The organism is Listeria grayi, from assembly GCF_900638015.1.
GTDB lineage: Bacteria > Bacillota > Bacilli > Lactobacillales > Listeriaceae > Listeria > Listeria grayi.
This window is the reverse complement of the sequence record NZ_LR134483.1, coordinates 1,325,983-1,351,038: the sequence shown is the minus strand read 5'-3', so window position 1 is coordinate 1,351,038 and position 25,056 is coordinate 1,325,983. Positions and strand designations below refer to the sequence as shown.

Below are 25,056 nucleotides of genomic sequence, written 5' to 3'. Positions count from 1 at the left end.
CAATCCCTTCTCTTTTCAATCGAGAGGCGGAAAGTCCGCCTCCAGCTTTTGATCACTATTCTTACATGGATTCGTGCATCGTACGGTGAATAACATCTAATTGTTGTTCACGCGTTAATTTGATGAAGTTTACAGCATATCCGGAAACACGGATCGTTAATTGCGGATATTCTTCTGGGTGATCCATCGCATCTAATAATGTATCGCGGTTGAAGACGTTGATGTTCAAGTGATGTCCCATTTTTGTAGAATAACCGTCTAGCATTGCTACTAGGTTGTCGACTTGCGCACTGTCATCACGGCCTAGTGCTTTCGGTACGATCGAGAATGTGTTGGAAATTCCGTCTTGCCCGTATTCATATGGAAGCTTAGCAACGGATGATAAGGATGCTAATGCACCTTTCGTATCACGGCCATGCATTGGGTTAGCTCCTGGTGCGAATGGTTCGCCTGCGCGGCGTCCATCTGGTGTGTTCCCTGTTTTCTTACCATAAACAACATTGGAAGTAATGGTAAGCACTGAAGTTGTATGAACAGAGTCACGATAAGTTTTGTGTTTTTTCACTTTTGTCATGAATGTTTTTAGAAGGTCGACTGCGATTTGGTCAACGCGATCGTCATTATTGCCGTATTTCGGATAATCGCCTTCGATTTCAAAGTCAACTGCTACGCCATTTTCATCGCGGACTGCTTTTACAGTTGCATATTTGATTGCAGAAAGAGAATCGACCGCTACAGATAATCCAGCGATACCAGTTGCCATTGTACGTAAGACATGTGTATCATGAAGCGCCATTTCTAATCTTTCATACGCATATTTATCATGCATATAGTGAATAACATTTAATGTATTCAAGTATAGTTCTGCGATCCATTCCATCATCGCATCGTATTTTTCAAGCACTTCTTTGTAATCTAAAACGTCGCTTGTGATTGGACGGTAAGCAGGTCCAACTTGTGCTTTCGATTTTTCATCGATACCACCATTGATGGCATATAACAATGTTTTCGCTAAGTTAGCACGTGCGCCGAAGAATTGCATTTGTTTGCCGACACGCATTGCGGATACACAACAAGCGATCGCATAATCATCGCCCCATTTAGGACGCATAACATCATCGTTTTCGTATTGGATCGCACTTGTTTTGATCGACATGTTGGCACAGAATTTTTTAAATCCTGATGGCAAGTGTGTGGACCAAAGAACAGTCAAGTTAGGTTCTGGAGCAGGTCCTAAGTTATCTAATGTATGCAAGAAACGGAAGGAGTTTTTTGTAACAAGCGGGATGCCGTCTTCTGAGATACCACCAATGGATTCTGTTACCCATGTTGGGTCGCCAGAGAATAATTCATTGTAATCTGGAGTACGAGCAAATTTCACTAGACGTAATTTCATGATGAAATGATCTACGATTTCTTGTGCTTGTTCTTCTGTTAATACACCATTTCTAAGATCACGTTCTACATAAATATCTAAGAATGTAGAGGTACGGCCTAGACTCATTGCTGCACCATTTTGTTCTTTGATTGCTGCTAGATAGCCAAGGTATAACCATTGGAAAGCTTCTTGAGCTGTTTCTGCTGGGCGGGAAAGATCGAATCCGTGTTTTTCGCCTAGTACTTTTAATTCGCCTAATGCACGGATTTGTTCGTTAAGTTCTTCACGCAAACGGATAATATCATCGCTCATTGTGCGAAGACCTGTGTTGTTCAAATCTTTTTTCTTTTCTGCGATCAAGAAGTCGATACCGTATAATGCTACACGGCGATAGTCACCGATGATACGTCCACGACCATAAGCATCTGGAAGTCCAGTGATGATACCGGATTTACGAGCTGCGCGCATTTCAGGTGTATAGGCATCGAACACGCCTTGGTTATGTGTTTTACGATATTCTGAGAAGATGTGGCTGATCTCTGCATCGATCTCAAAGCCGTATGCTTCTGCTGCTGTTTCTGCCATGCGGATACCACCGAATGGTTGTAAGCTGCGTTTGAATGGTTTATCTGTTTGGAAACCAACGACTTTTTCCAAATCTTTGTTTAGGTAGCCAGGATCATGAGAAGTAATCGTGGAAACGATTTTAGTATCCATATCAAGGACGCCGCCATTATCGCGTTCTTGTTTGGTAAGATCCATTACTTGTTCCCATAATTTATTGGTCGCATCAGTTGGGCCGACTAAGAAGGAATCATCACCTTCATAAAGTCGATAGTTTTTTAGGATAAAGTCTCTTACATCGATTTCCTCTTGCCAAGTTCCACCGACAAATTCTTTCCATTGTTCTTTCATTTAAATAGCCTCCAATTTTTGTTCAATTTTGAGCGTTAAATAATGAGCATAACTATTTGTAAATGTTTACACTGTTATGATACCACATTTCTCAAAAAATGCTACAGTTTTTGAGAAACTTTTTGTGAAAAAATTATTAAATAGGCTAAAAGTCACTAATAGCCCCAATTACTTTTTTACTGCTCTTATTAAAGTGGCGTTCTGTATTAGCCGAATGGTGAAAATTGTTATAATACAGATAAAAACGCTTGTGTACTGTGGCACAAGCGAAATTCGCTATAAACAAGCGTTTTCATCAAACTGTTTTTCATGAAAAAAGTGAGGAGAATTTCCCCTCACAGATTCCATAATTTTTTATTGGAAGTTGTGATCGCGATAGCCCCATTTTCTAGCGCATCGTTCACTTGTTCCTCCGTTTCGATCAATCCGCCGGCAATGAGTGGTATATTCATCATCGCTTTCATGCGTGCGATTTGATTTGGCAAAATACCTGGCAGTAATTCGATCGCATCTGGATTTGTTTTCTCAATCATCGCAATCCCTTTTGTATACGCGCTTGAATCGATCGTAAATAAGCGCTGGATCGCAATAATGTGCTGCTGTTTAGCTTTGATCACAACATTGCTTCTTGTAGAAACGATTCCTGCTGGTCGAATCTCTTGACAAAGATATTCCGCACCATAATCATCGTTTTTTAAACCATTGATCAAATCTGCATGCAAGATGACTTTTTTATTTGCAGACTTAGCCAGATTGACAAGCGATTTTAATTGCGCGATATGCGTTTCCAGCATGACGAGATATTCTCCATCTAAAGCGATTATTTTTTCAATGTCACGCTCTTGGTGCGCTGCAGGGATGATTTTCTGTTGTCCAAACACTTTTGTCCACTCCTTTGGCTACATAACACGTTTAAACATTTTTTCCAGTTCATAAGTGGTATATTCGATAACGACTGGTCGGCCGTGCGGGCAGGTAAATGGATCGCTTGCCTCGCGCAACGTATCCAGCAAAGCCTCCATGTCTTCTTTTGTCAAATAATGGTTGGCTTTGATCGATTTTTTGCAGCTCATCATAATGGCTGTATCTTCCCGCAATTTATGGATACTGATGCTCGGCGCATTAAGCGCTTCGTCAATGATTTCCCGCAAGGTCTCCTCTTCTTGGTCTTTCGGGAACCAATTCGGATGCGAACGAATGATATAACTGTTTTGACCAAATGGTTCCAAGAAAACGCCCACTTCTTCCAGTTTCTGTTTTTGCTCTTCTAACCGCACATATTCATCTGTTGAAAATTCCAACACGATCGGAACAAGTAAATCTTGTAATTCTCTTGCCACTTCACCGATTTTTTCGCGATAAAACTCATATTTGATTCGTTCTTGTGCAGCATGCTGGTCAATGATATAAAGGCCTTTTTCATTTTGTGCCAGAATGTACGTCGCATGCATCTGTCCGATCGGATATAGTTTTGGCAAGCGTTCCGTTGGTGTGATGGTGACTTCTTCTTGCTCTTCCTGCTTTTCTTCTGGACGATCCAGGAGCGCATCTAAACTTTCATATAAAGCATTTTCTTCGGCCACATAGGAATTATCTTGTTCGGGCGGCTGCTTGTAATGAAACGGTTGATCAAGTCTTGGCGGTTCCGACTGTTTTTTATCAAAGTCGATCTGCAGTTGCTCGGAAGCGAGTTTCTGTTTTTTGGAAACTTCACCGCTTGGAATAAGCTGTTGCTGGTGGAAAGCTCCTTTCAGCATTTGTGTGATCAATTGTCCTAATTCTTTTTCTTTGCTGAGTCGTACCTCCAGTTTAGCCGGATGCACATTGACATCCACGATGATCGGATCCATTTCGATCTGCAGGACAATGATCGGATAACGACCGATCGGCAGGAGCGTATGATACCCTTCCTGGATTGCTTTTACAAGGGCAAAATTTTTGATATAACGACCGTTAACGATTGTGGAGACATAATTACGATTGGCCCGGTTGATCTCCGGCAAGATCGCATAGCCATTCACTTTAAAATCAAGGGATTCAGCACTTACCGGAAGCGCTTTGCGGGCGATCGACACACCGTAGATCGCAGCGATCACTTGACGCAGATCTCCATTCCCGCTTGTTTGCAACAGTGATTTTCCGTTATGAGAAAGTCGGAAACTGATTTCCGGATGGGATAGCGCTAGGCGATTGATGATATCTGTGATATTTCCAAGTTCTGTCGGCAGACTCTTTAAGTACTTCAAGCGAGCCGGTGTATTATAGAATAATTGTGTGACTTCGATTTCCGTACCTTTTCGAGCATCACTGCTTATTTCTTCTAAAATTTTTCCGCCTTGGATCGTTAAATGCTTGCCTTGCTTTTCTCCGGTCGACGTGGTGATTTTCACTTGCGCGACAGAGGCGATACTTGGTAATGCCTCCCCGCGGAAACCTAATGTGTGCACGCGGAAAAGGTCGTGCTCATTTTTGATTTTGCTAGTAGCATGACGCAGAAAAGCCGTTTCTACATCTTCAGGCTCGATTCCGCTACCGTTGTCGATCACGGTGATCTTATTTAGACCAGCTTCTTCGATCAAAATATCGATCACGGTACTTCCGGCATCGATCGCGTTTTCCGTCAATTCCTTGACAACGGAAGCTGGGCGTTCTACTACTTCCCCAGCTGCGATCTTATTGGATAAAAGTTCTGTCAATTCAACAATTTTATTAGCCATTTGGCTCACCTTCTTTTTCTTTACATCGTTTTTTGCTGTAACTTGTAAAGTACGTTCATTGCTTCCATTGGCGTCATCTGCATCAAATTAAGTTGCGCGATTTCTTTGCGGAGATCGCGATCTGCTTTTTTAGGAGCAGGGATATCTTCTACTTGGAACATCGCAAGCTGGATGTCTTCTTCTGTTTTTTCTACTTGGGAAGCAGTCTGTTCTTTTTCCGCTTCCAGTTCCGCCAAAATCTGGCTCGCCCGTTTGATAAGATCAGCAGGAAGTTCTGCCAGCTGAGCAACATGGATTCCATAGCTTTTATCTGCGGGTCCCTCTTTTATTTTATGCAGAAATACGACTTTGCCGTTTTCTTCGACAGCACTTACATGGATATTGGCAAGGGATGCAAGTTCTTGATCCAAAACAGTTAGTTCATGATAATGGGTCGAGAATAATGTTTTTGCTTTGACATTTTCATGGATATATTCAATGATCGCTTGGGCAAGCGCCATTCCATCATAAGTTGCTGTCCCGCGGCCGATCTCGTCGAAAAGGATCAAACTGTCTTTCGTTGCATTAACGATCGCATTACGGGCTTCAAGCATTTCTACCATGAATGTACTTTGACCAGCAATCAGGTCGTCTGCTGCACCGATTCTAGTAAAAATCTGATCGAAAACTGGCAAGGTTGCTTCTTCTGCCGGTACAAAACAACCAATTTGAGCGCAGATCGCGGTCAAAGCGACTTGGCGCATATACGTGCTCTTACCGGACATATTCGGACCGGTGATCAATAATATCTCTCGGTCATCATCCATTTGACAGTCGTTCGCTACATAGCTCTGTGCCCCCATGACGCGTTCGACTACGGGGTGACGTCCCTGTTTGACGGAAAGTTTGCCTGTTTCACTCAAAACTGGGCGAATAAAGTGATTCTTTTCGCTGACTTCTGCGAAACTTTGCAAGCAGTCGATCTCACTAACCAATTTCGCAAGAGCTTGCAAGCGGTGGATAAAGGACTTCACTTGCTCACGCACTTCGATAAACAATTGATATTCGAGCTCCACACTTTTTTCTTCGGCTTCTAAAATCAATTTTTCTTTCTCTTTTAATTCAGGCGTGATATAGCGCTCGGCATTGGTCAATGTTTGTTTGCGTTCATAACGTCCTTCGGGAAGATGGTGGGTATTTGCTCTTGTTACTTCGATATAATATCCGAAAACTCGATTAAAACCAACTTTGAGTGACTTGATTCCGGTGATTTCTCGTTCTTTACTCTCTAATTCAGCGATCCAGCTTTTGCCATTGCGGCTGGCATCGCGATAAGTGTCAAGCTGTTCATTGTAACCGTCTTTGATGATGCCGCCTTCGCGGATCGAGATTGGCGGACTGTCAATGATCGCTTGTTCTAAGATCGTCATCAATTCTTCGCATGGATCTAATTTATCAGCAAGCGTCTGCAGGCTATCTGACTCGATCGAAGCAAGAATCGCTTTGATTTTCGGAATCTGATATAAGGAATTTCGCAGCTGGATCAGGTCTCTAGCGTTGACGTTCCCATAAGCCACACGTCCAGCAAGTCGTTCTAAGTCATAGACATTTTTCAGATGTTCGACGAGATCCATGCGCTCAAAGAAGGCACGGATAAAAGCGGCAACATCATCTTGCCTTTGCGTGATGATCTCTTTGTCGATCAGCGGTCGGTCGATCCATTGCTTGAGCAGCCGTCCGCCCATTGCTGTTTTGGTATGGTCGAGTAGCCATAATAGGGTTCCTTGCTTACCTTTCCCGCGATTCGATTCGGAAAGTTCCAAATTGCGTTTCGAATAATAATCCATTTTCATGAAATGGCTCGTTTCATAATGAACCGCTTGCTGCAAGTGGCCAAGATCGCGTTTTTGTGACTCTGCTAGATAAGTAATCAGTTTCGCGACCGCTTTTTGCTCGACTTCTCCCCATTCGCCGTCAACTAAATGCTGGTAGTCAGCTTGGAGCGCGGTGGATTCTTCCAGTGAAATCGTCAGTCCAAGTTCTTCTTTTAAATTATTCGATAAAAGGGCTTGATTGGCGCTGTCGACGATCAGTTCTTTTGCTGATAGTGTTGTCAGTTCATTTAGCAGCTTATTGGTTTCTGCCTGCAAGGTCGTTGCTTTTAATTCTCCGGTGGAAAGATCACAGTAGGCAAAACCAAAACGAGCATCGCCATCACTGTATAATGCCGAGATATAATTGTTTTCTTTTTCTTTTAGCCCTTTTTCATCCATGACCGTTCCTGGCGAAATCAATTGGACGACTTCCCGCTTGACCATGCCTTTGGTGGTTTTAGGATCTTCTACTTGCTCGCAGATCGCCACTTTATAGCCTTTATCGATCAATGTTTCGATATAGCCGCTTGCAGAATGATACGGAACGCCGCACATCGGGATTTTCTCCGTCCCTCCGCCTTCTCTACCTGTCAGTGTGATCTCCAAAATTTGCGATGCTTTCAGTGCATCGTCAAAGAACATTTCGTAAAAATCTCCTAGCCGGAAGAATAAAAAGGCATCTTGATAGTTTGCCTTGATCGTTAGGTATTGGCGCATCATCGGTGTATATTCTGTCATCCCTCATCAGTCCTTCTCTATGTTTTTCATTTCTCCATTATAGCATAATCGCCGTAAATTCTCTTGTCTTGCTCCACAAAAAAAGCCACTTTCCGGAGAAAATGGCTAATCGGCTGATTCCGAAACTTCCACATTGATTTCTTTGGTCACCGATTGGAGCAATTCATTTGCTTCTGCTTGTGCCCGTCTGAATTCGGCAACGATCGGCAAGTTATCGATTTCCGCCTGCACTTGATCGATTTTCTTTTCTGTCAGTTTCATAGCTTCATACTTTTGATAATGCTCCAAATTAACAGCTTCCTTTTGTAAAGCCTTGATCTGCGCTACTTTGGCTGCTACTTTTTTGTTGGCATTGATCTTTTCTTCCGCTAATTTATAAAACTGGATCTCTTCTGTATTTTCAAGCTGCTGTTTCAGCTTTTCAGCTGCCTGCAGAATCTCTGCTTTTGAATAGGTCACTTCGCAAACCTTCTTTCTAATCAAACAAATAAGGATGATCTTCATTGATCAAGACACGCTCGATCTTTTTCGCTTTTCCAGTTGTATCATCAATGTCGATCAGACAGCCGGACAGCACCGTCCTGCCTTCTTTAGGAACTTCAAAACGAGTAGGTAGGGAAGATAAGAAACGGCGTAATACAGCCTCTTTGTTCATTCCCAGCACCCCATCATAAGGTCCGGTCATCCCGACATCGGTCAAATAGGCTGTTCCATTTGGCAAGATGCGTTCATCAGAAGTCTGTACATGAGTATGTGTGCCAACGACAGCACTGACACGGCCATCCAAATACCAACCCATGGCTTCTTTTTCACTTGTCGTTTCTGCATGAAAATCAACAAAAATCAGCGGAGTGCGTTTTTTAGCTGTTTCGATCAATTCATCCGCTTTTCGAAATGGGTCGTCGAGATCCGCTAAAAAAGTGCGACCTTGCAAGTTGATGACGGCTATCTCTACTTGGTTGCTTTTGACAAATACGATTCCAGTTCCCGGGGTAGTGTCTTCGGGGAAATTGGCCGGTCGTACTAAATATTTTGCTTCTTCAATAAATTCAAAGATATCCCGATTATCCCACGCATGGTTTCCAAGCGTTACGGCATTCGCGCCTAGCTCAAGGAATTGTTTATAGATCTTTTCAGTGATCCCTCTTCCTGAAGCAGCATTTTCACCATTAATAATAGTGATCGTCGGTTTGTATTTCTTTTTTAGTTGTGGAAGAAATTCAGTTACGGCATTTCTTCCTAATGAGCCAACTACATCCCCGATAAATAATATTTTCATACGTCTAAAACTCCTATCTTCGTCCAGTATAGCTCATTTTTCTTTATCTATCTAGTCCAACTGTCTGACTGCGACGTTCTAATAAAAGAACATCTCTAAAAATCCCATCCATCTCGCCTAGACGAGGATGTCTGGCCCGCAGCTCGAAGCCGGCTTTATGATGCAGGGAAATACTGGCTACATTTTCCGGGAATATCAAGGATTGCAAAGTCCAATAGCCCTCTTCCTCGCTCGCTTCGATCAACTGTTGCATCAATAGCGAACCAATACCATTTCCTCTTGCTTGGCTGCTTATGTAAATACTGACTTCGGCAACGCCCCGGTAGCTTTCCATACTAGAAAATGGCAATAACGCAGCAAACCCGACTACTTCCTTTTCAAGTACCGCAACTAATCGACAGGTGGATAAATATTTATGATCCCATTCTTCAAAAGCCATTACTTCTTTTTGAAAGGTCGCGTTTTTCGTCAAGATACCTTCTTGATAGATGGCCTGCATAGCCGGATAATCTTCTGGTTGCATCTTTCGTAGTAGCGGCTTGGTCATATAACTTCCTCCTCTTTTTAAAACTGATTATACCCGAAAAGCAGACTGTTCTGCAATCACAAAAAAACGCTGCCGGCTAGCGGCAACGTTTTTATTTGGCATATTCTACTGCTCTTGTTTCACGAATGACCGTTACTTTGATATGACCAGGGTAATCGAGTTCATCTTCAATCCGTTTGCGGATATCGCGTGCTAAACGGTAAGAAGCTAAATCATCGATCGTGTCTGGTTCCACCATGATACGAACTTCACGGCCAGCTTGGATCGCGTAAGATTTTTCTACACCATCATAAGATTCGGAAATTTCTTCCAGTTTCTCAAGACGACGGATGTAGTTTTCCAACGTTTCGCTTCTTGCACCCGGACGCGCTGCAGAAAGTGCATCTGCGGCAGCAACAATGACAGCAATAATCGAAGTTGGATCGGTATCCCCGTGATGGGAAGCGATACTATTCACGACTACTTCATTTTCCTTGTACTTCGTAGCAAGCTCAACGCCGATTTCGACATGGCTTCCTTCAATTTCATGGTCAATTGCTTTCCCAATATCATGAAGCAAACCAGCACGTTTGGCAAGTGTCACATCTTCGCCTAGCTCACCAGCCATGATGCCAGCCAGTCTCGCTACTTCCAGCGAATGATTCAAGACGTTTTGACCATAACTTGTACGGTAACGCAAACGACCAAGGATCTTAATAAGATCGGGATGAATCGAATGGATTCCGATGTCAAATGTCGCTTGTTCTCCGATTTCACGAATGTGTTCATCCACTTCTTTGCGCGCTTTATCGACCATTTCTTCGATACGTGCAGGATGGATACGTCCGTCTTGGACAAGTTTTTCAAGTGCGATTCGAGCAATCTCACGACGAATCGGATCAAAGCCAGATAATATAACAGCTTCCGGCGTATCATCAATGATAAGATCAATACCAGTCAATGTTTCCAGTGTACGGATATTTCGTCCTTCACGACCGATGATGCGGCCTTTCATTTCGTCATTTGGAAGGGTAACAACGGATACAGTGTTTTCAGCAACAAAATCGGCTGCACAACGTTGGATGGCTAAGGATAGAATGTTTTTCGCTTTCTTATCCGCATCCTCTTTTGCTCTCGCCTCTGATTCTCTCACCATAATTGCTGTATCGTGGCTAAGTTCTTCCTCTACCTGGTTCAGGATGATCCCTTTCGCTTCTTCTTTGCTAAGCGCAGAAATGCGTTCTAATTCCACCTGTTCTTGTCGAACCATCTCAGCAAGTTTGCTTTCTTCCTCTTCAATATGTTGTTGTCGTTTACTGATACTCTCCTCTTTTCTCTCAAGTGCAGCTTCTCGCTTACTTAGAGAAGTATCTTTACGGTCGAGGTTTTCCTCCCTTTGCAATAAGCGATTTTCTGATTTTTGTAACTCTGTTCTTCGCCCACGAAGTTCATTTTCGATTTCAGTACGTAACTTATGGTTTTCTTCTTTAGCTTCAAGCAACGCCTCTTTTTTCGCAGTTTCTGCTTCTTTTTTCGCATCTTCTACTATCAATTCAGCAGTTCCTCTGGCAGCTGCTAATTTTTTCTCTGTACTAGACTTAAAGAATACATAACCAACAACGAGACCGACGATTAAGAAAAGCAAACCGGAGATGCTGGTGAAAATAATTAGATTCGTCATCCTTCCACCTCCTTTGCTATTCAATTTATCTTTTGATTATGTCGGTGGTTAGCAAATCCATTGCTAACACAATGTGTATTTTTAGAAACAATTAGAATGGTCTAATTGAAACTGACTTAATGGGTAAGTCAGCCGTATAAAATATACAATTTAATTTTATAGTTGAAAATGTTCATTGTCAAGGAAAGCTATATATATTTCAACTTTTATGTATAAAAATAAGTTGCGCGTATAAATAACGCGCAACTCAGCTAGTTAAAAACGATCCACTTGGCTTTTTTATTCATCTAATAAATCGAGAGTTTCCTCTGTTTCTTCAGCAGGAACTACAGCTGTACCATCGATATCGTATTCTCGTCTTACTTTTTTAGAGATCTCGTCCAGCAATTCCGCATGTTCTTTCAGGAATTGTTTCGCATTTTCACGACCTTGGCCGATTCTTTCTTCGTTATAAGAATACCAAGAGCCACTCTTATTCACGACATCCACTTCGGAAGCCATGTCTAATAGTTCGCCTTCGCGAGAAATTCCTTCTCCATACATGATATCCACTTCTGCCACGCGGAATGGAGGAGCTACTTTATTTTTTACGACTTTGACTTTTGTTTTGTTGCCAATAACTTCTGTGCCTTGTTTCAATTGTTCTGCACGGCGCACTTCTAATCGAACCGTTGAGTAGAATTTAAGCGCACGTCCCCCTGGAGTAGTTTCCGGGTTACCGAACATAACGCCGACTTTTTCTCGAATTTGGTTGATGAAGACAGCGATCGTTTTACTTTTATTAATAGCACCAGAAAGTTTTCGCAATGCTTGAGACATTAACCGTGCTTGTAAACCAACGTGAGCATCGCCCATTTCGCCTTCGATTTCAGCGCGGGGAACTAATGCTGCAACAGAGTCAATGACTAAAATATCTACCGCACCACTACGGACTAAGGCTTCTGCGATTTCAAGCGCTTGTTCGCCCGTATCTGGTTGTGATAAAAGTAATTCGTCGATATTGACACCCAAATTTTTGGCATAAGTAGGATCAAGCGCATGCTCTGCATCGATAAATGCAGCGGTACCGCCTTGAGTTTGTACTTCTGCGATCGCATGAAGCGCAACAGTTGTTTTACCGGAACTTTCAGGACCATAAATTTCAATAATACGTCCGCGCGGATAACCGCCGACACCTAATGCAACATCTATTGCCAAAGAACCACTGGATACGGTGGAAACGTTTTGATCAGAGTGTTCTCCTAATTTCATAATGGAACCTTTACCGAATTGTTTTTCAATTTGTTTTAACGCTTGGTCTAAAGCTACTTGACGATCAGTCACGATTTTGCCTCCTTCAAATAGATAACGAGTAACTATTCTCTTTGTTTTTTTACCCTACACATACTATACATGATTTTAAAGCAAGAAGCAAGGAAAAAGCGAATAAATGTTCGCTTTTTTATTTGTACCGGTACATACCATTAGTATACGTTTAGTAGGGGCAAAATGTCGATGTTTTTTTTAGCAGCGCTAACTGACTTTCAAGTAAAAAAGCAGCTTTATTGTTGGTCTAAATAGTTTTTTATCAGTTGAAATCCTTGTTTGACCGCGCGGTGGCGATTATGGTTGCGATCGCGACCAAATTGATAGAAGAATGCATCGGTTTTGCCATCTGGAGTGCTGAGTCCGATCCACACAGATCCGGCTTTTTGACCTTCTAGCGAGTCCGGTCCGGCTACTCCGGTAAAACTGATACCGATCTCTGTATCAAACTGTTTTTTCACCTGCATTGCCATTTCTCTAGCACACGCTTTGCTGACCACACCATACTTGTTGATCGTATCAGCGGAAACCCCTAATAGTTTTTGTTTAGCTTCTGAGCTATAAGTAACGACTCCACCTGGGAAAATTTGCGAGATCCCTGTTTTTTCGCCTAATGAAGATTGAAATAATCCAGCAGTCAGGCTTTCTGCAGCAGAGATCGTGATATTTTTTTCTAACAGCTTGGAAATCACCACTTCGGCAAGTGATTTATCGCCATAACCATATAAAAATTCCCCATCGCGTCTCAAAATCTCAGCTTCAAGTCCAGCAATTTTTTCTGCTGCTTCTTCTTTTGTTTCACCCGTGGCGGTTATGCGGATCACCACTTCGTTTTCCCCTGCATAAGTGGCTAAAGTCGGGTTGGTTTGTTGATGGATCAGATCTTTCAAATCATCAGCAAGTTTTGATTCACCGATTCCGAAAAAGCGTAGGATCTTGGATTGCAGATGACTGTTCCCCTCTGCTTTCGCCAAAAGCGGAATCGCTTGATTTTGAAACATCGGCTTCATTTCAGAAGGTGGACCTGGCAGCAATACATAGCGGTGTGTTTTCGTTTCCAAATACATCCCTGCTGCAAAACCGAATTCATTTTTAAGCACGGTTGCTCCTTCGATCACCATTGCTTGCAGTTTATTATTTTCGGTCATGACCTTATTTTGCGCTTCATAATAGTGGACGATTTTTTGCATATGTGCTTCATCCACAACTAGTTTTTTTCCTAAATGTTTGGCTAAAGTTTGTTTGGTCAAATCATCTTCTGTTGGTCCTAATCCGCCCGTTAAGATGATGAGATCACTGCGGTCTTCGGCATTTTTAATGACCTCTGTCAGTCTACCCGGATTATCACCGACGGCAGTATGGTGATAGACATAAATGCCTTGATTGGCTAATATTTCAGAGATAAATGCCGCGTTAGAATTGACGATCTGTCCCATTAAAATTTCTGTTCCTACTGCTATGATTTCTGTTCGTGTCATGTTTCCATCCCTTTCCGAATCCTCACTAAAAATAAAAAATAGTGCAGCTATGGACAAGCTGCACTCCAGTTGAAATACTATCCATGTCATAAGCTGAGTAAAGCCGTAACTGCATGACTATACCCACTTACATGGAGCCTTTAAACACACCGCGATTTTTGTAGAAATAGTCGATTCCCGACCAAACTGCAAAAAAGGCACATACATATAAGAAAATCAGATCAACGCGAATCCCTGACCAAGCAAACGGGAAATTATGTAGCAGCATCAACGGAATCGCGATCATTTGTGTAAATGTTTTGATTTTCCCTAATTGTCCAGCCGCAAGAACTTCGCCGCCTTCTACTAATAACAAACGTAATCCTGTTACTGCCAATTCTCTGGAAATGATCAAGATCACGACCCAAGCTGGCGCGATGTTCATTTCGACTAAAATGATAAAGGCAGCAGCCACCAATAATTTATCTGCCATTGGATCGGCAAATTTTCCGAAGTTCGTGATCAAATTATATTTACGGGCTAAATAGCCGTCGAACCAATCCGTTGCAGCCGCAACAATAAAGATGATCGTCGCAACGAGATGTGTGACTGCAATATCTGAGCCTATCCAGTGCACGGTTCCCCATGTATATGGAATAACGGTAATAATAACAAAAATCGGAATCATAAAGATCCGCAAAACAGTTAATTTATTAGGTAAATTCATTTTCATCCCCTCTTTCTTTCCTTTTAAAAATGGAAGAGCACAACTTCTCGTTTAACAGAAGCTGAACTCTTCATCATTTTATTCATCTTTTTGCAACTGGATCGTTACGAGTTGTTTCACAAGGTTTGCCGGTAATTCAAGTGTCTTGCCATTTACTTTTAGCGAAGTAGCCGGAGCATTTCCGATCGTCAACTTTACCGTTTGGCTATCCTTGGCATCCACGGTCTCAGAATCGCCTGGATTCAAAGTCTTTGTGAATAAGCTTGCACCGTTCGCATCTGTTACACTTACCCAAGATTGGGCATTCGTTGCACCAAGCGAGATAGACAACTTGTCGGTGTTTTTAACGTTGAAAGTTGTGCTGTTTCCCTGCGTTTGTCCTTTATCGACGCTTACCTCTTTTTTCTCTTTTTCTTTGTCTTTATCTGCTTCTTTAGAATCGTCCTTGTCCGCTTCTTTTTTGTCAGCATCTGTATCTTTTTTCGAATCTTTTGCGGTATCTTTTGATTTATCGTTATTCGATTCTTCCGTACTGTTATCGACTTTGATCGCATTTTCAGCCGTTTTATTTTTCACTTCCTGCGCGTCGTTCCCTGGACGGTTGAAAACAAATAGCCATACGATAAATAAAATGAATACAATAAAAACAGCGATCAATATCTTCGGCAGCACATCTAAAAAGCGATTACGATGAGCACTTGCTGCGCCTACTTGTCTTGAGGCGATAGAAGCACGTTTCTGCGTCGCACGTGACAATTCTGCCCCTTGTTCGTTTGGTGTTTCCGGAACTTCTTGTTCAAACTCCGCAAACAGTTCTGCACTATTAAGATCCACAGCTTCTGCGTACTGCTTGATAAAGGCCCGCGCGTAAAACTTCCCTGGCATAACAGAGAAGTTTCCTTCTTCGATCGCGATCAGATACCGCTTTTGGATCTTGGTAATTTGTTGTAATTCGTCTAGACTGATTCCTTTTTGCTGTCTAGCTTGTTTCAATTTCTCTCCTAATTCTGTCAATCGTAAACACCTGCCATTATTTTCTTTTCGTTTTTCACATCAGCCAACCGCCGTTGATCCGTAGCACTTGTCCTGTAATATAATGGGAATCCGAACTTGCCAAAAAAGCGACGGCTTCTGCGACATCATCACTTTTCCCAAAATGTCTTAACGGGATCTCTGCTTGGATCGCCTGCTTTTCCCCTTCATCAAAACCTTGATTCATTGTTGTTTCGATATAACCCGGTGAAACAACATTTACAGTCACTCCGGAGGAAGCTATTTCCTTGCTTAAAGCACGGCAAAATGCAATCTGCGCACCTTTCACAGTAGAATAGGCTACTTCCATGGACGCACCAATTTCTCCCCAGATCGAACTGATAAAAATAATTCGTCCTTCTTTATTTTTAAGCAACTTTGGCAGGATACCTTGCAATAATTGCATCGGAAAACGGACATGGATATCCCAAAGTTCGTCAACCGTTGCCATTTCGGTATCTTGAAAAAGCTGATAATAACTATTTCCCGCTGCATGAACAAACAAATCGATTTGAAAAAGTTGCGCCTCCACATGACTCACATCTTCCGATTTCGAAAAATCGGCTTGAATCGGAATCACATCGACCCCTTCTGCTAACAACTTCGGTATCAACTGATCGATCGAGTCCTTGTTCGCCCGGTAGTGTAAATATAAATGAAATCCCTGCTTCGCGAGTTTCAAAGCAATCGCTTGTCCGATCGCGCCGCTAGCACCAGTAATCAGGGCATACTTCACCTTCGTGTTCAAAGCTTGCACACCTTTCTGATCCATTTATTTCATGATAGCATGTCTTGTGTGAATTTGCCATTTTTTCTTTGCTAATTTGATTTTTTTTAGAAAATATTAAACTTTATGTAGAAAACACGAAAATAAGAACGAAGAAATCGCCTTATTTTCGTGTTTTTTATTATTCTTCCGGTATTAATTGAAACGAAGTGATGCGGTCTTCGTGCGCTACAAGTGAAGTTAAAAACTGATTAACTTCTTCCAATGTGACCTCGTTTAAAGCCGGCAAGATATCGAATAACGAGGCATCTCGCATTACATATTGTGTAAATTTATTGGCAATAAACTCCGGCGAGTTCAATGCTCCGAGGAAACCACCGATCCGTTTTTTACGAACCAGATCCAGACTGGCTTGATCCAAGCCTTTTTCGGCAGCTTCTTTCAAGATCGTGAGCACGGCTTCTTTCTGCTTATCAGGATCTTTCGCATCGCCACCGATCAAAACAAAAGAGAAGCTGTCTTGATTGGTGTAGTCGAATCCGAAAGTATCATCGATGATTCCTTCATTATAAAGGGTCAGGTAGTTGTCGGAAGTCGTTCCGAACAGCATTTCAAGTGCCATGTCTGCAACGATCTCATGCTTCACACCGGCAATTCCTTTTAACGGGCCAAAGTCTTCTTTGATACCGATAAGGTTTTTAGCAATCTTGACAGGAAATGCCAATTTTCGTTCAGGAATCGCTACACTAGCAGGCTCTTCAGGGAATTCACGCTCTATCTCAGTCGGTGGCGCAAAGGTCTTGCTGGATTGATTTGCTTTGATTTCTGCTAATAATGCTTCCGGTTCCAAATTTCCTACTACGAATAAGACCATGTTGTTCGGGTGGTAGAAAGTATGGTAACACAAGTAAAGCAGATCTTTGTCGATCTCAGCGATCGATTCCACAGTTCCAGCAATATCGATCTTCACCGGATGGTTGTGATACATGTTTTCAATTGCTCCGAAATACACCCTGAAATCAGCATCATCGTCATACATTCGAATCTCTTGACCGATGATCCCTTTTTCTTTTTCAACGGTTTCTTTGGTAAAATACGGCTCTTGGACAAAGTCGAGCAGCGTTTCCAAATTCTCCGATACATTTGAAGTGCTGGAAAAAAGATAAGCCGTTTTTGTGAAGGATGTAAAAGCATTAGTAAAAGCGCCTTTTTCACCAAATTTGAAAAAAACATCCCCATCTTCTTTTTCAAATAATTTATGTTCTAAAAAATGAGCGATCCCATCTGGAACAGTAGTAAAATCTTTTTCACCAAGCGGGACAAAGCGATTATCGACCGAACCATATTTTGTCGTAAAGATCGCAAATGTTTTATGGAACCCTTCTTTAGGCAGCAAGTAAACTTCTAATCCGTTTTCCAGTCTTTCGTGCACTACTTGCTCTTTTACTTGCTCGAATTGGATTTTTTCCATCAAGCTTCTCCTCCTTTGCTTAGGAAATAGATGGTATCTGGCAAAACATCTGCCATAGCCGCTATGATTTCTGCTTTGGTCACGGCTTTGATTTTGCTGATCCATTCCGAAATAGCCAAATCGCTTGGTTTCACGATATTATTATAGGTCAGTTCTACTAATCCGCCGGCTTGATCGCTTGCTTCAAGCATTTGATTGACTAACAACTGTTTAGTCTGTTCGATATCTTCGTCGGTGAAATCGCCTTGTTTCATTGCTGTTACTTGCTCTTTAATAATTGCAACGGCCTGCTCATAATTTGTTTCTTCGATTCCTGCTTGGATCAATAGATATCCTTTAAAAGAATCGATCCGGCTCGAAGCATAATATGCCAGGCTAGCTTTTTCACGAACATTGATAAAAATTTTCGAGTTAGCAAAACCGCCCAACAATCCGTTCGCGACTTGTAACGGAACAAACTTTTCATCCCCGAAGAGAATGCCAGTTTGATAGCCAAGAACGAGTTTCCCTTGATTGATCGCTTGCGTTTCATGGATCGTATGCACTTTTTCCGGAGCAACCTTAGGAACGGAATGGAAAGCCCGATTTGGTCTTTCGGCAAATGGAAGCAGTTGCAAATGATCGAGCAGTACGCTGGAATCTATATCCCCACACACAAAAACATCGATCACGTCATTTTTCAAAAAATCAGTTTGATAGTAGTCGTATGTTTCAGCAGCAGTAAGGTTATCCAAATCTTCAATGATCCCATTTGCCGAATATTGATAACCTTCCGATTGATACATCTCTTCAATCGTCCGCTTAGCAGCATATGTGATCTTATCATCATAAATACTTTCTAATTGGGACTTCAAATTTTCTTTTTCCCGCTCAAAAGTCGCCTTTTCAAATTGATTGTCACGGACATTTGGATCGAAAAAGATCGTTCTCAAAAAGTGAACAACTTCCCGAAGCAGATCTGTTTTCTCCATTAAGTACTGCGGATCGACAAAGTCGAATACAGCTGAAATGATGTGCTCATCGCCTTTTTTACTTGCAGAAGTATAAAAACTGGCACCGTATAATTCAGCTAATTTACGGCGAAATGCCGTCTGCGTTGGATAAGCAGCGTTATTTGTCTCAAATAGGACCGCCAGTAAGGAGCGTTTTGTCACAGTCGCACGATCAAGCGGCGCACGGAATTTGAATACAATTTTTGTGGTTTTAAATTTAGTTGTCGGTATGATCGTTACATTCATTGCCCCGACCTGTTGATTAGAAATCGTTTCTGGATTTGCCATAGGTAAGCCCCTTCCTTTATTCTCTTGTTCATTGTATCGTACGCATTCCCGATACACAATTTTATTGCATAGCTGTTAGTTGGTAAACGAACTCGAGTTTTCCAAAGCTAGTACATTATCGCGGAACTTCTTCATTTCCGCACGATCGATCTTGCCTGTTTCAAAATATTGCTGGATTAGTTTTCGTTCCTCTTGAATCGCCACATCCATCCATTCCTGTAAAGATTCGCTCGAAAAGTTTCGATTTTCGTTGCCGATGCGTTCGTAAGTAAAAATGTAGCGGTCGATCAAATCTTGTGAAAAATCATTAGCTGGCAGTTTTTCCAACTGTTCAATAATATACGTATTATTAGAACGAATGATTTTATACCGCTGTTTTCTGCGTTCTTCAAAAGTAAGCGGCAGTATATTTAGCGCTCGCAGGTTTTTACGGAAAGCTCTATCGTAGAAAAGATTGGATTTATACTCTTTTTTCTTAGTAAGCCCGTAAAGTCGTTTTTTCAAGCGCCTTAAAGTAGGATACGCTGCCTGCATGGTGATTTCTCTTTTATATAGCATGTGCAGGATATTTTCATATTGCCATTGCATCACAAGTGCGCGTATTTTCCGATTTTCTTCATTATTATCGAAAAAATTATTAAGTGTGAGTATCCGGTCATTATACATGCTGATCACACCGGCAACCTCTTGCTTGTTTTCGTCGGTTTGATAACTTTTTAATTTATTGATTATTTCCCGCAAGATATCTGCCTCGATTTCAGTATCGGATTCTCCCAGTGCCTCAGCTTTTTTAGGGGCAAGCAATGGCATTGTGAAATTAGCAAGTAAGAGCGTTACTGTAATTACCCCGGCAGCAATAAATACGAGCAAGTCTCTGGCGACAAAATCTTGATTTCCACTCAACACAAATGGTAGTGATAACGCACTGACGAGGGTAATTGTTCCTCTGACTCCAGAAACAGTATATAGCAGCGCTTGTTTCAGTCGCTCACCGGGCGCCACTTTTGTGTCGTCGAAATTCCTTGCAAGCCATATCCAAATAAACCGAATCGCTAGCAAGATAGCTGTTATGGCGAAAATATAAAGAAAAACAGTAACATTGCTTACTTTATTTGAGAGCCAGATGGTACGAATGATATGCGGCAATTGTGTTCCTAGAAGAATGAATACCAAGCCATTCAAGCTGAATGTCAACACCGCCCAAGTATTGCGTGACAATAAGTTTAATTGAGCGATACCGGGATCTAATTTGCGATAACTAAAAGAATGAAGCATACCACCACTGACAACTGCTAAAATGCCATTGACACCGATCTTTTCTGCGGTAACAAAAATGAAAAACGGTAATAGTAACTCCATTAAAATAAAGGACACAGCATTTTCAATGCCCGCACTACGAAGCAGCGACATTACTTTGATTTTCAGTGCAGTCATGACAAGTCCAAGCAAAATACCGCCAATCGAAAGCATCAAAAAACTCGTTCCAGCATTTACAAAGGAGAATGTCCCCGTCAAAAGTGCTGCAACGGCAAACTGGAAGGAAACTAGGCCTGAAGCGTCATTGATCAGTGATTCTCCTTCTAAAGTGTGCATCATTTTAGAAGGGATCTTCAATTTCTCGGCAAGCGCTGATACTGCGACAGCATCAGTTGGAGCAAGTGCTGCAGCTAACGCGAAACATGCAGCTAAGGGAACTTGCGGTAAAAGCCAGTGAATAAAGGCGCCTAAAACGCCCACTGTAATAAACACTAATCCGACTGATAAGGATAAGATCGATTTCCGATATTTCCAGAATGATACTTTATCTGCATTCGTTCCATCATTAAATAGCAATGGTGCTAGGAAAAGCAGTAAAAACAATTCGGGACTGATCTCAATCAAATGATCATTTGCTGCTAGTGGTATCGTCAGACATACTCCTAAAAAAACTTGAATGAGCGGGATAGCCACATTTGGCACAAAACGGCTCAATACATTAGATAAAAACACAGCGCTTAACATCAATAAAATGTTCTCAAAAATTTCCATTTGCAATTCCCCTTTTATGTAGGTTTTCTATATACAGTTGTCTCTATTTCAATATGCTTCATCATACAATACTCCGACTGAAAAATCTAATCATAACCGCAAAAAAAGACTGCAATCATAAGATCGCAGTCCTTCGAAAGTTCCCTTTATTTTCCTTTGATATAGTTCACGCCATCTGCTTTTGGTGCTTCGGATTTTCCGATGAAACCAACAAGCGCCAAGATTGTTAAGACATAAGGCGCAATTTGCAAGTAAACATCTGGAATGTTTTGGAACAATGGCAGCGAACCACCAGTAATTGCCAAACATTGGGCGAATCCAAAGAAAATAGCCGCGCCCATTGCACCAAGTGGGTTCCATTTACCGAAGATCATGGCAGCTAGTGCCATGAAGCCTTGTCCAGAAATCGTTGCGTGACCGAAATCAAGTGTAAATGATTGGGCATAAACAGCTCCGCCCAGTCCACCTAGGATCCCAGAAATGATAACACCTTGATATCGCATCCATTTAACTTTGATACCCATTGTATCAGCTGCTAGTGGGTGCTCGCCGACAGAACGAAGGCGAAGACCGAATCTTGTTTTATAGATGATAAACCAAGAAATAATGGCAAAAGCAATCGCGACATAACTCATTACTGGGACATTTTTGAAGAAAATATCGCCAACAAAAGGAATGTTTTTCAAACCAGGAATATCCGGTTTGCCAAAGTAATATTTAATTTGGTCTGTTTGCCCTTTATCGTAAAATACTTTTACTAAGAAGAGCGCCAATCCTGTCGCTAGCAAGTTGATCGCAACCCCACTGATCACATGGTCAGCACGGAAGTTGATCGTTGCAACGGCATGGATCAGTGAGAATAATGCTCCGACGACCATGGCAGCGATCAACGCGATCCAAGGAGTCAAGTTTCCGAAAACATTTTGGAATGTCAGGTTAAAGACGATCGCAGAAAACGCACCGACTACCATCATTCCTTCTAGTCCAATATTAACAATACCGCCGCGTTCAGAGTAAACTCCGCCAAGCGCTGTAAAAATTAGTGGGCCAGCCATTAAGAGCGTGCTCGATACGATTGTCGCAAGCATAACTGTAAGCGTCATTTTACATTCGCCCCTTTCTTGAATTTCGCCATTGCCCAGCGAATAATATAGCTAGAAGCGACGAAGAAAATAATTAATGCAATAATGATGTCGACTAATTCGTTCGGAACACCTGCAATAGCAGACATATTCAACGCACCGATCTTAAGTGCTGCAAACAGCAATGCCGACAGGATGATTCCAATTGGAGAGCTTCCGCCCAGTAATGCTACCGCAATACCATCAAAGCCGATTCCTGGCGATGAACTTAGCACATACGCATTAGCGTAGTTGCCCAGGCCTTCCATAACACCAGCAAGGCCCGATAACGCACCAGCTAGTACCATTGCCATTATGATTGTCTTTTTAACACTCATACCAGCATATTGGGAGGCATTTTCGTTAAAGCCGACCGCTTCGATTTCGTAACCGAATGTTGTCTTTTTAAGGACAAACCACATGATGATCGCGACGCCAAGTGCGATCAAAATCCCCCAGTGAAGAGAAGAATGGGTAGTAATGTTTTGTAAGAAAGTAGATTGCAAAGAGGCAGAACTGTCAATCATTTTCGTTTTATCCAGTCCTTTTGTCAATCGATACTGCACGATGTAATTGAATACATAAAGAGCCGTATAATTGAGCATGATCGTGACAATAACTTCATTCACACGCAATGTTGCTTTTAAAATACCGGGAATGAATGCCCAAAAAGCTCCGAATAGCGCGCCGACGATAATTGCGAATGGCAAGTGGATCCATTTTGGCAAATCATGGAAATTGGTAGCAATAATGATAGAACCGATCCAGCCCATCAGCATTTGACCTTCTGCCCCGATATTGAACAAACCAGCTTTGAAAGCAATCGCTACTGAAAGTCCGATCAAGATATAAGGTGTTGCTTGACGGATCGTTTCCCCAATGTAAAACGGTTGACCTACGACACCTTCAATTAGAGAGGAGTAACCGCCGATTGGATCATAACCAAAGACAAGCATAATGATCGCACCGCAAAGCAGTCCTAAAATAACTGCTGTCACCGGGATAACAAGCGTTTGTACACGTTTAGACATTTTCTTCTACCCCCACTTCTGCAGTTTTAGAACCTGCCATAAGCAGTCCTAATTCTTGTTCCGTTGTTTCTTCGGGTTTTACGATCGCAACGATCTTGCCCTCGTAGATAACAGCGATTCGATCACTGACATTCATGATTTCTTCTAATTCAAACGACATCAATAAGACCGCTTTCCCTTTATCACGTTGCTCGATCAAGCGACGATGGATAAATTCGATCGCTCCGACATCAAGACCACGCGTCGGTTGTGCTGCGATCAAGAAATCCGGATCACGGCTGACTTCACGAGCAATGATGGCTTTTTGCTGATTACCACCGGATAATGATTTAGCTGGCACATATTCGTTGCTTGTCCGAACATCGTATTCTTCAATCAATTTTCTCGCAAAATCATACATGCTGCGGTGATTGATGAAGCCGTGGTTCGAAATCGGTTTTTTATAATATGTTTGCAAAGCAATATTTTCACCGATCGACATTTCCAATACTAAGCCATGTTTATGGCGATCTTCGGGAATATGTCCAAGTCCTGCTTCTGTGATCTTACGCGGTTTTTTATTCTCGATCGATTTGTTGTTCAGCTTGATTGAGCCGCTGGCAACTTTAGTCAGTCCGCTGATCGCAGCCAATAATTCACTTTGGCCGTTCCCATCTACGCCCGCGATACCGACGATCTCACCAGCACGCACGGAAAGGTTTAACCCACGTACGCTTTCCACGCCGCGGCTCTCTTTCACCACGAGATCTTTGATTTCTAGTACATCTTCGCCCGGTGTCGCTGGTTTTTTCTCTGTTTTGAAAACAACTTCGCGCCCCACCATACGATTAGCTAGGTCTTGCGGACTTGTCTCGGAAACATCTACCGTTCCCATCCCTTTACCGCGCCGGATAACCGTTACACGATCACAAACATCCATGATCTCTTTTAACTTATGGGTGATCAAGATGATCGATTTTCCTTCTTTGATCAAGGTTCGCATGATTTGAATCAACTCTTTGATTTCTTGTGGTGTCAGTACGGCTGTTGGTTCATCAAAAATCAGGATATCAGCACCACGGTACAATGTTTTTAAAATTTCTACTCGTTGTTGCATACCGATCGAGATATCGCGAACTACTGCATTCGGGTCAACGCGCAATCCATAACGCTCCGAGATCTCGCTGATTTCTTTGATAGCTTTTTTTCGCTCAATAATACCAAGTTTCGTTGGCTCTTTTCCAAGCATGATATTTTCAGCGACGGTAAATTTGTCGACTAACATAAAATGCTGATGCACCATACCAATGCCGAGATCATTTGCTACGTTCGGATTATTGATCATTTTCTTTTCTCCGCGTACACGGATCTCGCCGCCATCTGGCTCATAAAGGCCAAACAGAACATTCATCAGTGTGGATTTACCAGCACCATTCTCACCTAACAACGCATGGATCTCTCCCTGCTTTAACTGTAAGGTAATGTTATCATTTGCTACAAATCCAGAAAATTCTTTTCTGATTCCTAACATTTCAATAACATAATCCACTTCCTCACGCTCCTTAATTCTTTTTGAATTACGGAAAAACAGCCACACGCGTGATTCTCTCGAATAACGCCGCCTCTCCTCAATCAGCTTACTAAAAGTTTTTGAGTTTTTTATCCGTTTAAAGAATGTCTCTTTTAACTGTGGTGAACAATATAAAATTGCGACATCACTTTATTTTATTTCTAAACCTGGCCTATTGCAATCTAATTTTTGGTTTTAGAAGAAATTATTTGATAATTTTAAATAGTAAAAGGTTTTACCT

At 42.0% G+C, this 25,056-nt stretch carries 18 protein-coding genes and 1 pseudogene; all 19 read right to left on the bottom strand.

Going from position 1 to position 25,056, the window contains the following annotated elements:
- Window positions 1-61: 61 nt before the first annotated feature.
- The 19 genes and pseudogenes from pflB to EL241_RS06465 all read right to left on the bottom strand — a co-directional run bounded on the left by pflB (window position 62) and on the right by EL241_RS06465 (window position 24,794).
- Window positions 62-2,293 carry a formate C-acetyltransferase gene (pflB, locus tag EL241_RS06555; RefSeq protein ID WP_003755939.1) on the bottom strand — a complete coding sequence of 744 codons (2,232 nt, stop codon included), beginning with the start codon at window positions 2,291-2,293 and terminating at the stop codon, window positions 62-64.
- A gap of 335 nt (window positions 2,294-2,628) precedes the next feature.
- Window positions 2,629-3,174 (bottom strand): glycerol-3-phosphate responsive antiterminator, encoded by a 546-nt coding sequence (locus tag EL241_RS06550; protein WP_036104163.1) that lies wholly within the window; start codon window positions 3,172-3,174, stop codon window positions 2,629-2,631.
- A gap of 18 nt (window positions 3,175-3,192) precedes the next feature.
- On the bottom strand, window positions 3,193-5,010 hold the full coding sequence (gene mutL, locus EL241_RS06545) for a DNA mismatch repair endonuclease MutL (RefSeq protein WP_036104166.1): 1,818 nt from the start codon (window positions 5,008-5,010) through the stop codon (window positions 3,193-3,195).
- A gap of 20 nt (window positions 5,011-5,030) precedes the next feature.
- Complete coding sequence (gene mutS / locus EL241_RS06540) at window positions 5,031-7,601, bottom strand: DNA mismatch repair protein MutS (RefSeq protein WP_036104168.1); 2,571 nt, start codon at window positions 7,599-7,601, stop codon at window positions 5,031-5,033.
- A gap of 105 nt (window positions 7,602-7,706) precedes the next feature.
- Window positions 7,707-8,060, bottom strand: a complete 354-nt coding sequence (locus EL241_RS06535) for a YlbF/YmcA family competence regulator (protein ID WP_036104171.1) — start codon at window positions 8,058-8,060, stop codon at window positions 7,707-7,709.
- A 16-nt stretch (window positions 8,061-8,076) separates the two neighbouring features.
- Window positions 8,077-8,880 (bottom strand): TIGR00282 family metallophosphoesterase, encoded by an 804-nt coding sequence (locus EL241_RS06530; protein ID WP_003755948.1) that lies wholly within the window; start codon window positions 8,878-8,880, stop codon window positions 8,077-8,079.
- 43 nt (window positions 8,881-8,923) lie between these two features.
- Window positions 8,924-9,427, bottom strand: coding sequence for a GNAT family N-acetyltransferase (locus tag EL241_RS06525; protein WP_036104175.1), 504 nt, complete (start codon window positions 9,425-9,427; stop codon window positions 8,924-8,926).
- 91 nt (window positions 9,428-9,518) lie between these two features.
- Entirely contained in the window at window positions 9,519-11,087 is a 1,569-nt protein-coding gene (rny, locus tag EL241_RS06520) for a ribonuclease Y (protein ID WP_003755951.1), read from the bottom strand.
- 279 nt (window positions 11,088-11,366) lie between these two features.
- Window positions 11,367-12,410: a recombinase RecA gene (gene recA, locus EL241_RS06515; RefSeq protein WP_003755952.1), complete on the bottom strand. Its 1,044-nt coding sequence runs from the start codon at window positions 12,408-12,410 to the stop codon at window positions 11,367-11,369.
- A 218-nt stretch (window positions 12,411-12,628) separates the two neighbouring features.
- Window positions 12,629-13,870 (bottom strand): competence/damage-inducible protein A, encoded by a 1,242-nt coding sequence (locus EL241_RS06510; RefSeq protein ID WP_036104177.1) that lies wholly within the window; start codon window positions 13,868-13,870, stop codon window positions 12,629-12,631.
- A 127-nt stretch (window positions 13,871-13,997) separates the two neighbouring features.
- Window positions 13,998-14,576 (bottom strand): CDP-diacylglycerol--glycerol-3-phosphate 3-phosphatidyltransferase, encoded by a 579-nt coding sequence (pgsA, locus tag EL241_RS06505; protein WP_036104180.1) that lies wholly within the window; start codon window positions 14,574-14,576, stop codon window positions 13,998-14,000.
- A gap of 78 nt (window positions 14,577-14,654) precedes the next feature.
- Window positions 14,655-15,590: a helix-turn-helix domain-containing protein gene (locus EL241_RS06500; RefSeq protein ID WP_126320436.1), complete on the bottom strand. Its 936-nt coding sequence runs from the start codon at window positions 15,588-15,590 to the stop codon at window positions 14,655-14,657.
- A gap of 34 nt (window positions 15,591-15,624) precedes the next feature.
- A complete protein-coding gene (gene ymfI, locus EL241_RS06495; protein WP_036104183.1) occupies window positions 15,625-16,356 on the bottom strand; it encodes an elongation factor P 5-aminopentanone reductase in 732 nt (243 codons plus the stop codon).
- 160 nt (window positions 16,357-16,516) lie between these two features.
- On the bottom strand, window positions 16,517-17,806 hold the full coding sequence (gene yfmH / locus EL241_RS06490; protein ID WP_003755963.1) for an EF-P 5-aminopentanol modification-associated protein YfmH: 1,290 nt from the start codon (window positions 17,804-17,806) through the stop codon (window positions 16,517-16,519).
- Window positions 17,790-19,086, bottom strand: a pseudogene (gene yfmF, locus EL241_RS06485) (EF-P 5-aminopentanol modification-associated protein YfmF); the annotation flags it as partial. The gene yfmH and the pseudogene yfmF, both read right to left, overlap by 17 nt.
- A 75-nt stretch (window positions 19,087-19,161) precedes the next feature.
- A complete protein-coding gene (locus EL241_RS06480) occupies window positions 19,162-21,114 on the bottom strand; it encodes a cation:proton antiporter (protein ID WP_036104189.1) in 1,953 nt (650 codons plus the stop codon).
- A gap of 146 nt (window positions 21,115-21,260) precedes the next feature.
- Entirely contained in the window at window positions 21,261-22,217 is a 957-nt protein-coding gene (locus EL241_RS06475) for an ABC transporter permease (RefSeq protein ID WP_003755968.1), read from the bottom strand.
- Window positions 22,214-23,266 carry an ABC transporter permease gene (locus EL241_RS06470; protein WP_003755971.1) on the bottom strand — a complete coding sequence of 351 codons (1,053 nt, stop codon included), beginning with the start codon at window positions 23,264-23,266 and terminating at the stop codon, window positions 22,214-22,216. Before EL241_RS06470 ends, EL241_RS06475 begins: the two co-directional genes overlap by 4 nt.
- Complete coding sequence (locus tag EL241_RS06465) at window positions 23,259-24,794, bottom strand: ABC transporter ATP-binding protein (RefSeq protein WP_126320435.1); 1,536 nt, start codon at window positions 24,792-24,794, stop codon at window positions 23,259-23,261. Before EL241_RS06465 ends, EL241_RS06470 begins: the two co-directional genes overlap by 8 nt.
- Between the last annotated feature and the right edge of the window lie 262 nt (window positions 24,795-25,056).